Below are 12,517 nucleotides of genomic sequence, written 5' to 3' on the forward strand. Positions count from 1 at the left end.
TCTACAAATTTTATGATAAAATTTACATTTTTAAGGATAAATATGAATGAGAATTTTTTATTTGCACTCGCTTTAACCACGCTAGCTGGGCTAAGTACCGGCATAGGTGGGATTATATCGTGCTTTGCAAAGAGAGAAAACTATAAATTTTTAACAATTAGCCTTGGCTTTTCAGCCGGAGTCATGATATATGTTTCGTTTGTTGAGATTTTGCAAGAGAGCATTGAGCTAAGTGCTAAAAATTTAGATGGTAAATTTGGCGAAATTTTGCCTATTTTGGCGTTTTTTGCTGGGATCGCTATCATCGCTATTATCGATAAGGCGATACCACAAGAAGACAACCCTCACGAGTTTTCTTCCATGGGCGACCACGCTAGCAAAAAGCTTATGAGAACTGGGATTTTCACGGCACTAGCTATCGCCATTCACAACTTTCCAGAAGGTTTGGCGACATTTATCTCTGCTTATAGCAACCCACAAGTTGCAATCGCTATTGCATTTGCTATCGCGCTTCACAACATTCCTGAAGGCATTGCGGTCGCATCGCCAATCTATCAAGCAACTGGAAGTAAGAAAAAAGCTATTTTTTACTCTTTTTCATCAGGACTTGCAGAGCCAATAGGCGGAATTATCGGCTTTTTACTACTTATGCCATTTTTAAACGATGTCGTTTTGGCTGTGGTTTTTGCGGTGGTTGCTGGGATAATGGTTTATATCTCTATCGATGAGCTTTTGCCTGCAGCGGAGACTTTTGGCGAACATCACTTAGGCATAGGCGGATTTGTCGCTGGTATGGCGGTTATGGCGTTATCGCTTTTGATTTTATAAGGTTAAGATAAATTTGATTTATGATAAATTAAACTTATCTTTTATTTGATTAAATAGATTTTTTATAAAGTTTTTAAATATATCTAGAGGAAGAGTTGATTAAGTTTAGTTAGATTTTGTGATTTTGTGATTTTGTGATTTTACGGCGAGTATTTTGTAAGGCTCAAGACAAATTAAAAACTTTTAAAGGGGTTTTAACTACTATGCTGTCGATGAAAAACAAATACATATACCGTTCCCTAATTTCTGAAAAGAAATTTCGTGAAATTCTCAAGTATTTTTGCCTTGATTTAGAAGCTGTAAAGATAGCTGAAATTTGTAATACTTCTAGAAATTCTATCAATAAAATTCTAAAAGAGATAAGAATTTTAATGGCACAAGAATGCGAGAAAATTTCTAAATTTGATGGCGAGATAGAAATAGATGAAAGCTACTTTTTACTTCGCTTTGCTAGTAACTGTAAATAGAAGAAGCTAAAAGAGTAAGAGGCAAAAGAGGCAGGTGCAGCTAATAAACAACCAGTATTTGGTATGTTAAAACAAGATGATAAGGTCTATACACAAGTAGTTAAAAACTGCAGTGCAAGTGAGCTAGTGTCAATATTAAGAGAGTTTAGTGAGCTAAATGAGAGTATTATTTACTCTGATAGTTGCAGAGCTTATGATGGTTTAGTGGATTATGGAGCAAAAGCTCATTACCGTATAAAACACTGCAAAAATGAATTCGCTAATGGTAAAATTACATAAATGGTATAGAGAATTTCTGGGGTTATGCAAAGCATAGGTTAAGTAAATTTAAAGGCATAAAAAAGATAATTTTATATTGCACTTAAAAGAGTGTGAATTTAGGTTTAATAACAGAGAAAACTTATATCAAATTTTACTTAAATTGATAAGAGAAAATCCGCTTAACTTGTTTTGAGCCATTGTAAATATTTTACATTTTACAAAAACTGCACTGAGTTTAAAATTTAGCCGTCAATGCTGCAAAATAGCATACTTAAATTTTAAAAATAAAATTTATTGACTTAAAAGGACTGTTTTGATGATAAATTTCACTTTATCTAAAAACTAAGCTTTGAATTAGTTTAATTTATTTAAATCTTGTATAAAAAACTTATATAAATTTGCTAAATTTTATACAAAATTACAACTAAACTCGCTCCGCAAGTGCAGCTAAATCTTGATATTTTATAATATTACTACTTGGAGTTTTTAGATTGAATTTGCACCAGTTAAATTTGGCTTTGCAGTTTTGATCTGTACGAAATCTTGCTAGTTTATAAATTTGGTTTTAAGTTAAACATGTAGCATTGACTTAAAAATAAAATACAAAATCCCGACACAAATTTAACCATTTAAATTTTATCTTGTGCAAAAGTTATATCAACTAAATTTAAATAATTATTATAATTTTAGATTAAAATTTAATCAGTTTTAATACTTAAATTTTATAATATAAGTATTAAAATATATAATAAATTTGGCAAATTTATTTAAATCCAGCGTAAATTTTTATGATTTAAATAGCATAAATCATCAGTTTTATAAATTTAAAATTTATTTTAAATTATTGCTTAAACAGCGCATAGAATGCTAAAAATTTAATAAAATATCAAAATAGTTGAACTATACTTGCATTTTCATAAAACATAAAGATTTCAAATAATTTATAAGATTATAATAATACTATATTATTTTATAGCTTATTGTATCAATTTAGACTAAATTTAATAAATCGGATATAAAATTTACGCCTTAAATCTAGCTAAAATTCCATTTAAGTTTTTTACCGCACTTTTTATTTAATGGCTTGCAACACTTTTGCAAATATTTATATAAAAAAGCGCTTGTTTTGCTGTATCTAACCAGCTTTAAATATCGCAAATCAGCGTTTATTAACTTACAATCAAGCCGCAATTTTGCTTAAAAGTTAGCCGTGATTATCGCAACTTAGCTAAATTTATTTTCGCTATTTTTATACAAATTTTAAAACCAAAATCTAGGTAAAATAAATTTTTAAAACCAAAACGCAAAATCGCTACTTTTTAACTATTTTAAACCACCCATAAAACTCGCCATCAATTTCGCATAAATTTAGCAATTTTAGCTTCAAATTTGCACTTAAATTTGCTAAATTTAAGAAATTTGGAGCAAAAAATATCAACACATACTCCACAAATTCTGGCAAATTCGCCAGCAAATTTTGCCCACCCTCAAACATACAAAGTGGATATGAACGAACAAATTTGATATCATCGCCGATTATCACTTTCCGCTTAGCAATGCTAAAAAGCGGAATTGTTTTATCAAATTCTTTCTGACGCGAGTATATGAAAACATCTGGATTATGCGTGCTGTGCGTTTTGTAAGTATCGGCTACTTCAAAAGTATTAGCGTTGTGTGTTTTATAAAAAGTATCATTTGTCTGACAAAAACTAGAATCGATTTTTTGAGAATTACTATCAGTTTTATAATTTTTTTTATTTACTTTAGAGGGATATTTTTCATCAAAAGCTCTTATGTTTGTTTCGTAGTCGCTACAAACTAACTCACCTATTTTACACTCATTCTCATCTGTTTTAACCGCGTCGTATGTTTTGTAAATACCATTTGCTAGCCTGCTATCAAGCGTTGGACGGTCGATTCTAACGGTATTTCCGCCAATAGCAAGTAGTGGTAGAACAGAGCGGATTTTATGCACCAAAACTCTAGCGCCAAGTCCGGTTATCACGCCGCCACTTACCACGCCATTTAGGCTCATTCCAAGTTTTAAAAAGCTAAAATTTCCGCTTTGCCACGCTAAAAATGGGGCTAAAAGTTCATCGCAACGCTCTTTTAAAATACCAAATTTAACTTTTACGCCGTTTTTTTGTAGCAACTTTCCCCCACCACTTGCAGCGTCCGTGTTATCATATGAGCCGATAATTACTTCGCTAAATCCAAGCTTGTTAAGCAAATTAGCGCATGGTGGCGTTTTGCCATGATGTGAGCATGGCTCAAGTGTTACAAAAGCCTTTGCGCCATTTAAAAATCCATCGTGATTAGCTAAAATATACTCGTAAGCTTTGCTAGGGTTTTTTGGTAGCGATGTATCTTTAAATTTAGCTTCAAATGCCGATATAACCGCACTTAACTCAGCATGAGCAAGACCAGCTTTTTGATGAGCTTTAATAGCTAAAATTTTGCCAAATTTATCAACTATCACGCACCCAACTGCTGGGTTTGGATAGGTTAAAATTTGATACTTCCACGCCTCGTTTATGGCTAAATTCATATAAAATTCATCGTTCATTTTCTATCTTTTTGCGACTGTGTTTGCGTAGTAGCAGAGCGTACCAAGTCTGGCTTTTGATATTTTGCAGGTATTTATGCACGTTTGTTTTATAAGTTTTATATCCAAAATTTTACCTTTTTTGATGAAATTATACATTAAATTTAGCTTATTAACAATCTTTATAAATAATCCTTCGATTTCATAAAAAGTATAAAATAATAGTTTAAATTTATATATAAGTAACACATAAAGTTAAAAATTTTTTAATTTGCTTTGTCTGTTTAGCTAAGAATGGCTAAATTTAGCTATAATTTTTCAAAAAAAGAGTTAAAATGCAAAATATATTTTTCACATCTGATTTTCACTTTAGCCATAAAAATATCGTTCGTTTTAGCCCCAAGTTTCGCAAAAAGCTCTTTTGGAGCAAGGACTTTGACTTTACAAAATCACTTGATGAAAAGCTGATAAATGAGATGGATTTTGCTCTTATATCGCAGTGGAATGGAGTTGTTGGGCAAAATGATTTGGTATATTATCTTGGGGATTTTTCTTTCAAAAAAGACAAAACCAGAAAAATTTTGCAAAGTCTAAATGGGCGTAAAATTTTTGTGCAAGGCAACCACGATAAGCAGTTTTTAAGTGGAGAATTTGATGATTTGCTTGAAAAAAGAGTTGATTATTTAGAGGAAAAATTTAGCTTTACTCACAATGGTGTTATTGAAAATTTAATCATCATAATGTCGCATTATCCGATATATGAATGGAATGGTATGAGCCGTGGAGCGGTGCATTTACACGGTCATATCCATGAAAATGACATCTCGCACATCTTAGGTGGGCGCGCTGTAAATGTGTGCTGGGATAGGTGGGGGCGGATTTTATCGCTTAATGATATATTTAGCTTGACTAAAAACGCAGCGCCACGAGAGTATGATGATAGAAAAGAAGGCGAAATTTATTAAATTTGAGTAAAATTTCGTTTGATTTAAGACTTTGAAATTTAAATTTTAACTTTAAATAAAACTATTTTTGATAAAGCTTGTTAGCAAAATTTATAGGCTTTTTTATGGTTTTAAATTTATAAAACTGATGATTTTCGCTATTTAAGTTATAAAATTAATACTAAATTTGAATGTAAATTTGCTAAATTTATTGTATTTATGCGACTTGTGTTATAAAATTTAGATATTTAAAATGAGATAAATTTTAAGCTAAAACTATAAATTTAAGTATTTATAAATAGACACTCGTACAAGCTAAAATGTGTTATAAGAGCATTTTTATGGGATTTGTGGCTGTTTGCTTACATAATAATTTCAATGATAAATATAAAAAGTTAGAACTTAAAAACTATCTGCCATGCAAGATTTAGCAAAAGTGGCTGGTTTTTGCCACTTTTAATTTATAAAATCAAGATTTTGATATATTGATAAATCGCGCGCTATCTTATCTAACTTTTACAAAAAGTTCACTTAGTACTAAATTTGCAACTTTAGTTGAAAATGAGTTTATAAATTTATCAAGCTTATCTGCTTTTTTCCACGCTGGATTAGCCACTCCGGCAGTTTTTGCAGTTAGATCAATTGCTTCTTGATAGGTTTTTATATCATCAATCAAACCTAGTTTTTTAGCATCATCAGCTAAAAAGACTCTCGCGTTTGCCCATGATTTTTGAGTTGATAAATCAAGCTTTCTAGCCTTTGCAACCTCACTTGTAAAAAGCTCATAACTCTTATCAACGAGCGCTTGAAGGCTCTGTTTTTCATCGCTTGTCCACTCTCTCATCATCGTTCCAGCCTCTTTGAACTCACCAGCTTTTACGATTTGCTCTTTAATGCCTATTTTAGCGGTAAGTTCGCTTAAATTTGCACCTTGCATAATCACGCCAATCGAGCCAATAAAACTGCCTTTGTTTGCATAAATTTTACTCGCCCAAACGCCACTTAAGTAGCTTCCACTCGCCATCGTACCGCTTGCGTATGCGATGACTGGTTTTTTATCATTTAGCTCTTTTATAGCTTGTGAGATTTCAAAACTCGGAGCAAGTGCGCCGCCTGGACTATCGATACGAAGAAGAACGCCTTTTATCTCTAAGTCATCTTTGGCTTGATAAATTTGGCGTAAAAACTCGCTATCATCGATGATAGCACCATTTAAATTTAGTTCGACTAAATTTGCTTTAGATGAGATTTTCTCATCAGAAATCACCTCGATAAAAATCAAAATAAAAAATAAAATGATAAAAACTTGAATGCTAAATTTAATTATCCAGCCGATAAATTTAAAAAATCCTTTTAAAATTCCCATTTTTTGCCCCCTATAAATAGCTCTTTAGCCTCTTTTGTCTGTAAAATTAGTTGCAGTGGAATTTGCGTTTCATCGCTTACTTCAAAACCTTTATAAACCGCGATATCGGCGAGTTTCTCTTCTTCTAGTGAGCCTAAATTTAACCCCAAAGCTCGAGCTGGGTTTAAAGTCGAGCTAAGAAGCAAAACTTTAGCTAGTTTTTGCAAGTCAAAATCATCATGGATAAGTAAATTCGCACGCAATTCATCAAAGAAATTTAGGCTTATATTTGAGCTTAGCCCATCTGTTGCAATGGCTAAATTTAGTCCACTTTTTAGCACCTTTTTTAAATTTAGCGTTTTTTTACTAAGCAGTCTGTTTGAAACCGCGCAATGTGCGATTGAGTGTAGGTTGCTATCTAGTTTTTCAAGCTCTTTTAAGTAAACACAATGCACAAAAAGCGTTCTTAAGCCGCTAAAGTTTTTGATAAATTCTTCAACACCATACATCGGTTTGGCATCTTTGCTAAATTTAGCTAGCCACTCCTTAAAACCGCCCTTTGCCTCTCTTAACCATCTATTTTCGTGGTTGCTTTCAAGCAGGTGAGTTGAGAGTAAAAGGTTGTTTAGCTTAGCAAAATCACAAGCGCGCTTGCAAAGGGTTGGGTGGGTTGAGTAGGTTGAGTGAATGGAAAGTGCGGGGATAAAAAGCTCGCTTTTAAATTTATCGCTTTGTTTAAAACGAGTTATGAAATTCTCCCAACAAGACTCTATAAACTCGGGGTTTGAGCCAAGTATTTCGTTATAAAAGACAACTCTTGCTTTTGAATTTACGCACGCATTTAAGTCGCTTCCAAAGCTTGAAATTTCGCCGATTGTCGCTACGCCTGAGCGCATCATCGAATTAATTGCATTTTGGATAAGTTTATCGGTTGCCTCTTTTGAAAGCTCGCTTCTACTAGTGATTACGCTTTTAACCCATTTTAAAAAATCACCATAAACAAGCGTGGTCGAGTTTGCGCTAAACTCAAGATGGCAGTGTGGGTTGATAAAGGCTGGCATAACGATATCTTCGCTAAAATCAAGCACCAAAGCATCTTTAAATTGCGCTTGTAGCTCTTTAAATTTACCAACTTTTTTTATCTTTGTATCAAAGGCTATGGCACTATTTTTAAGCACTTTAAAGCCATCATCACACACTAAGATATATTTTGCTTTTAGTATTTTCATCTCTTCTCCTAAGAGGTTGATTGTAGCAAAAATTTAGTTATTTTAGGATATAATCAACCTTAAATTTTAAAATTCGCAGGAGAAATAAATGAAAATAGTAGTAATTCAAGGACCAAATATCAACATGCTAGGAACTAGAGAAACTAGCGTATATGGCTCGATGAAGATGGAAGATATACACGCTCAAATGAAAGTTGTAGCAGAGCAAAACGGCGTTGATATCGAGTTTTTTCAAACAAATTTTGAAGGTGAAATAGTAGATAAAATCCAAGAGTGCTTTGGCGATAGCGACGGTATTATCATAAATCCAGCAGCCTATACCCACACATCTATTGCGATTCGTGATGCAATCGCAGCGGTAAATTTACCAGTTATCGAAGTTCATATCTCAAACATCGCAAGACGCGAAGAATTTCGCCAAAAAAGCCTTATCTCAGCTGTAACTGCTGGACAAATTATAGGTTTTGGACCAGTTGGATATCATCTTGCTATGATAGCAATGCTCCAAATTTTTGAGCAAATCAAGGCTGTAAGAGCCGCTAGAGAGAAAGCAGCACCAGCAGCTAATGAGTAAAAACTACATCTTACAAGATGAAAATAGCGTATATTTTGAGTGCGGATATAGTTGCGATAACGAAATTTTCTTGCATATAAGAGGCAGAAATTTTTTATTAACCGACTCAAGATACGCGATAGAAGCTAGAAATTTAGCGCACGATACAGAAGTTATCGAAATAAAACAGCCTATCATAAAAGAGGCTAGGTTGCTACTACGTAAATTTGGGGTTAAAAGCTTAGTTTTTGACCCGTATGATTTCTCTTATGCACAGTTTGAAGAGCTTAGCAAATTTATCCATATAAACTTTATCCCACGCCCGTTTTTTTCTAAAAAAAAGCGAATGATAAAGAGCCAAAAAGAGATTGAGATTTTAAAACAAGCAGCTATTTTTGGGGCGAAAAGTTTTGATCAATTTGCTAAATTTGTTAGTGAAAATGGGCTTAGTTTAAGCGAAAAAGAGCTTTTTTTCCACGCTTGCAATATCTTAAAACATGATGGCGAGCTAGGGCTTTCTTTTGAGCCAATCATCGCACTTAACCAAAACGCAGCAAAAGCCCATGCTTTGCCAAGTTCGGATAGGCTTAGAAGTGGCGACTTGCTCTTGCTTGATGCTGGAGTAAAATTTAAAAGATACTGCTCAGATCGCACAAGAACGGCGTGTTTTACAGATAGTGTTGAATTTAGCAAAAGACAAAGTTTTAAAACACAAAAGCAAAACGAAATTTATCAAATCGTAAAAGAGGCGCAAAATTTAGCTATAAAAGCGGTTAAACCTGGCGTTTTAGCGCGAGATGTCGACAATGCAGCAAGAGAATTTATAACAAAATGTGGTTATAAAAAAGAGTTTTTTCACAGCACTGGACATGGCGTTGGTATCGATATACACGAGTTTCCAAACATAAATTCAAAAAGCGAAGTTGTGCTAAAAGAGGGCATGGTTTTTAGCGTTGAGCCAGGCATTTATCTTGAGGGTGAGTTTGGTGTTAGAATAGAAGATGTGGTGGTTGTCACAGCTGATGGTTGCGAGATTTTATAAAGCTAAGCCGGTAAAGAGATAAGATGGAAATTTTGCTTTTAAAAAATGGTTTTTTTAGCTTAAAAGATGCACTTAAACTTACTAAATCAGTCCATTTTCCATTTTATCAAAGTGAAAAAGAGAACTACAAATATGAGTTTTATCTAGGAATCGGCGGAAATTTAGGAGATAGCAAAAAAAGATTTGAGATGTTTTTCAAAAAATTTAAAGATGATAAGAGATTTTTTGTAGTTCAAACCTCGCCACTTTTGCTAAATAAAGCGTTTGGGTATACAAAGCAACCTGATTTTTTAAATGCTGTTTTAAGGGTGCAAACTTCACTTAACCCAAACCAAACACTTAAAATAATGCAACATTATGAGAAAATTTTTGGTCGAAAAAGAAGCTTTAAAAATGCTCCTAGAACGCTTGACTTAGACATTTTATCATTTAGTGCAAAAACGCGTGCGGATAAAAGACTTATTTTGCCTCATCCTGGAATTTATGATAGAATAAGCGTTATTTTGCCAGCTGGATTAATGTAAAGGAAAATATATGAAAATAGTATCTGTTGTAAGCGGAAAAGGCGGAGTCGGAAAGAGCTTGATAAGTGCAAATTTAGCAAACATCATAGCAAACGAAGGCTACAAAGTAGTTTTAATCGACGCAGACTTATCTTTGGGCAGTTTAGATACTATTTTAAATGTAAAAAGTGAGAAAAATATCTTTGATTTTTTCAAAGGCGAGGCTAAATTTGAAGATGTGATGTTTAAAATAAAGCCAAATTTATACATCGTGCCAAGTTATAGTGGCGAGGAAATTTTAGCTATTTACAACGATGAGTTAAAACAAAATTTAAAAAATGAGCTTTTAAATTTGCAAAATATCGACTTTATCTTCATCGATACATCTTCTGGAATTTCAAAAATCACGCAAGATTTTATCGATATCGCAGATGAGGTTTTGCTTATAAGCGTGCCAGAGCCAACGGCGATGATAGATGCTTACGCAACTTTAAAAATAGTAACAAAATATAAAAATAAAGCATTTTTGATGCTAAATTTAGCCAATGGCGAGGGCGAAGTGTTGTGTAAAAATTTCGCAAAAGTGCTAAAAAATAATGTCGAAAAAGAGTTTGACCTAAGCTTTGTTGGCGAGTTAAAACAAGATGATAGGCTTTTAAAAAGCGTAAAAGATAGAGAAATTTTTAGTGATGAGTATCAAAGCTTGATTGCGCTTAATCAACTCAAGCAAATATCTTCAAATTTGTTAGTTAAAATGGGAAAAAAAGCGATAAAAGTCGAGTCTATAAAAGGCATAAGTGGCTTTTTTAAGCGAATTTTAGACCTTGTTTAGGAAAAGTATGAAATTTAAAAAAATAATTGATGATGTAAAAAATATAGAAGAGTGTTTGACCTTGCCAAGCGGTTGCGTTAGTGTGTTTGGCTCGGCTAGATTTGATGATGAGAGCTTATACTCTCGCGCGGCTTATAATCTTTCGTTTCGCCTTGCAAGCAGTGGTTTTACTATCATAACTGGTGGTGGCGGCGGGATAATGAAAGCGGCTAACAAGGGTGCTTATGATGCTAAAAATACGCAAAGTGTGGGCTTTAATGTAATCTTACCAAACGAGCAAAAGATAAATGAGTTTGTAACCAACGGCACTGTTTTTTCGCATTTGGCTTTGCGAAAAGTGGCACTTATAGAAAAATCGGACTTTTTTGTGATATTTCCAGGAGGATACGGTACTCTTGATGAACTTTTTGAAATTTTAGTTTTAGTACAAAATGGTATGAAAAATGCTAAAATATATCTTTTTGGTGTAGAATTTTTTACATCTTTAGTGTATTTTATAAACTCATCATTAGTTGGCGAAAAAACCATCGCTAAAGTCGATACACAGCTCTTTATGCTAACAGATGATATAGATGAAATTTATGATGATATTGCTAAATTTAGCTCAAATTAACAATATAAAGATATAATATAAGATTAAAATTTAGTATTAAGGTATATATTTGAAAATTATGGTTGCGATGAGTGGCGGAGTAGATTCGTCGATGGTGGCAAAACTTTTAAAAGATAGTGGGCATGAAGTCATAGGCTGTTATATGAAGCTTCACGCAAAGCCCGGATATCACGAAGAAAACATAAGAAAAGTTGAAAAAGTAGGTAAATTTTTAGGCATAGAAACCAAAGTTTTAGATCTTCAAAACGAGTTTAACAAGCTTGTTTATGAGCCGTTTGTAAACATCTATAAAAGTGGCAAAACGCCTAATCCTTGCGCACTATGTAACAGACTGATAAAACTTGGAAAGCTTTTGGAGTTTGCGTTAACTCTTGGGTGTGAAAAGCTTGCAACAGGGCATTATGTAAGAGTTGAAAACGGGCTTTTAAAAAAGGCGTTTGATGAGAGTAAAGATCAAAGCTACTTTTTAGCAAACATCGATAAAAAGGCGCTTGAGTATATGATTTTCCCGCTTGGAGAGATGTTAAAAAGTGATGTTAAAAAACTAGCAAATCAGTTTCCAGAACTTATAGAAATCGCAGGACAAAGAGAAAGTAGTGAAATTTGTTTTGTGCCAAACAGCTATATTGAAATTTTGCAAAAGCATTATAACACCGATTTACCGGGCGTTGTAAGAGATACGAGTGGCAAAGAAGTTGGCAAACACAACGGATATATGCACTATACTATCGGCAAAAGACGCGGTTTTAGCGTGGATGGCGCACACGAACCACACTACGTAGTAAAAATCGACGCTAGTAAAAACGAAATCGTAGTTGGAGATAAGGACGAGCTTAAAGAAGATGAGTTTGAGACTGAAAATTTTAATAAATTTGCAAATTTAGATGATAAATTCGAGTGTTTTGTTAAAATTCGCTACCGAAGCGAAAAGCTAAAAGCCTTTGTTGAAGTTATAAACAATAGCGCAAAAGTCAAGCTAGAAACCCCAGCAAATGGCATAGCTAGCGGACAGCTCGCGGTTTTTTACGATGAAGATGAGAGAGTTTTAGCAAGCGGATTTATAAGCTAAATTTAGTAGCGATGGCTTTATAAAAATTATTTTATAGTCGCTAAATTTGAGTTGTTGGTTTGTGCTAGTTGGTTTTTTGGTTGTAAAGTTTATCTAAATTTTTATAAATACAAAGCTTGTTGTTGTGGTTTTTGCCTGTTGTAAAGGTTTTATCACTTTTTATAGATAAAACTTATTATAAATTTGCACTTTTTAAACTAAATGATATTGCATCTTTTGTGGATAAATATTTTAAATCATTTGTTTTATTTTTTTAAACCAAACATATCGGGTTATTAAGGCGAGT

11 protein-coding genes and 1 pseudogene are annotated in these 12,517 nt (G+C 33.3%); 9 read left to right on the forward strand and 3 right to left on the reverse strand.

Translation table 11 applies throughout. From position 1 onward, the window contains the following. The first annotated feature begins 15 nt into the window (after positions 1-15). Positions 16-828 (forward strand): zinc transporter ZupT, encoded by an 813-nt coding sequence (gene zupT, locus CGEO_RS01995; RefSeq protein ID WP_422851332.1) that lies wholly within the window; start codon positions 16-18, stop codon positions 826-828. Positions 829-1,031: 203 nt separating this feature from the next. After that, positions 1,032-1,749, forward strand: a pseudogene (locus CGEO_RS02000) (IS1595 family transposase). A gap of 1,119 nt (positions 1,750-2,868) precedes the next feature. Here CGEO_RS02000 and ribD read toward each other — a convergent pair. Beyond that, positions 2,869-4,122 carry a bifunctional diaminohydroxyphosphoribosylaminopyrimidine deaminase/5-amino-6-(5-phosphoribosylamino)uracil reductase RibD gene (ribD, locus tag CGEO_RS02005; protein ID WP_075540398.1) on the reverse strand — a complete coding sequence of 418 codons (1,254 nt, stop codon included), beginning with the start codon at positions 4,120-4,122 and terminating at the stop codon, positions 2,869-2,871. A 314-nt stretch (positions 4,123-4,436) separates the two neighbouring features. Between ribD and CGEO_RS02010 the strand changes: the two genes are divergently transcribed. After that, positions 4,437-5,066 (forward strand): metallophosphoesterase, encoded by a 630-nt coding sequence (locus CGEO_RS02010; protein ID WP_075494043.1) that lies wholly within the window; start codon positions 4,437-4,439, stop codon positions 5,064-5,066. A gap of 484 nt (positions 5,067-5,550) precedes the next feature. On the opposite strand, the gene sppA is transcribed toward CGEO_RS02010, so the two are convergent. After that, positions 5,551-6,411, reverse strand: coding sequence for a signal peptide peptidase SppA (gene sppA / locus CGEO_RS02015; RefSeq protein ID WP_075540399.1), 861 nt, complete (start codon positions 6,409-6,411; stop codon positions 5,551-5,553). Continuing rightward, positions 6,399-7,619 carry an aminofutalosine deaminase family hydrolase gene (mqnF, locus tag CGEO_RS02020; protein ID WP_075540400.1) on the reverse strand — a complete coding sequence of 407 codons (1,221 nt, stop codon included), beginning with the start codon at positions 7,617-7,619 and terminating at the stop codon, positions 6,399-6,401. The genes sppA and mqnF overlap by 13 nt, the downstream gene beginning before the upstream one ends. Positions 7,620-7,707: 88 nt before the next feature. Between mqnF and aroQ the strand changes: the two genes are divergently transcribed. From aroQ to mnmA, 6 genes are read left to right on the forward strand one after another with little or no spacing between them, the layout of a single operon-like run. Next, positions 7,708-8,193 carry a type II 3-dehydroquinate dehydratase gene (aroQ, locus tag CGEO_RS02025; protein WP_075494049.1) on the forward strand — a complete coding sequence of 162 codons (486 nt, stop codon included), beginning with the start codon at positions 7,708-7,710 and terminating at the stop codon, positions 8,191-8,193. Then, complete coding sequence (locus tag CGEO_RS02030) at positions 8,186-9,214, forward strand: M24 family metallopeptidase (protein ID WP_075540401.1); 1,029 nt, start codon at positions 8,186-8,188, stop codon at positions 9,212-9,214. Before aroQ ends, CGEO_RS02030 begins: the two co-directional genes overlap by 8 nt. Positions 9,215-9,237: 23 nt before the next feature. Then, the gene (folK, locus tag CGEO_RS02035; protein ID WP_075540402.1) at positions 9,238-9,738 is read left to right on the forward strand and encodes a 2-amino-4-hydroxy-6-hydroxymethyldihydropteridine diphosphokinase; all 501 of its coding nucleotides are present in this window, start codon (positions 9,238-9,240) and stop codon (positions 9,736-9,738) included. A gap of 10 nt (positions 9,739-9,748) precedes the next feature. Beyond that, on the forward strand, positions 9,749-10,549 hold the full coding sequence (locus CGEO_RS02040) for a P-loop NTPase (protein ID WP_075531482.1): 801 nt from the start codon (positions 9,749-9,751) through the stop codon (positions 10,547-10,549). Positions 10,550-10,556: 7 nt separating this feature from the next. After that, positions 10,557-11,162 carry an LOG family protein gene (locus tag CGEO_RS02045; protein WP_075494055.1) on the forward strand — a complete coding sequence of 202 codons (606 nt, stop codon included), beginning with the start codon at positions 10,557-10,559 and terminating at the stop codon, positions 11,160-11,162. Between the two features lie 49 nt (positions 11,163-11,211). After that, the gene (mnmA, locus tag CGEO_RS02050; protein WP_075540403.1) at positions 11,212-12,231 is read left to right on the forward strand and encodes a tRNA 2-thiouridine(34) synthase MnmA; all 1,020 of its coding nucleotides are present in this window, start codon (positions 11,212-11,214) and stop codon (positions 12,229-12,231) included. Positions 12,232-12,517: the final 286 nt, after the last annotated feature.

This window comes from Campylobacter geochelonis, assembly GCF_013201685.1.
Lineage (GTDB): Bacteria > Campylobacterota > Campylobacteria > Campylobacterales > Campylobacteraceae > Campylobacter_B > Campylobacter_B geochelonis.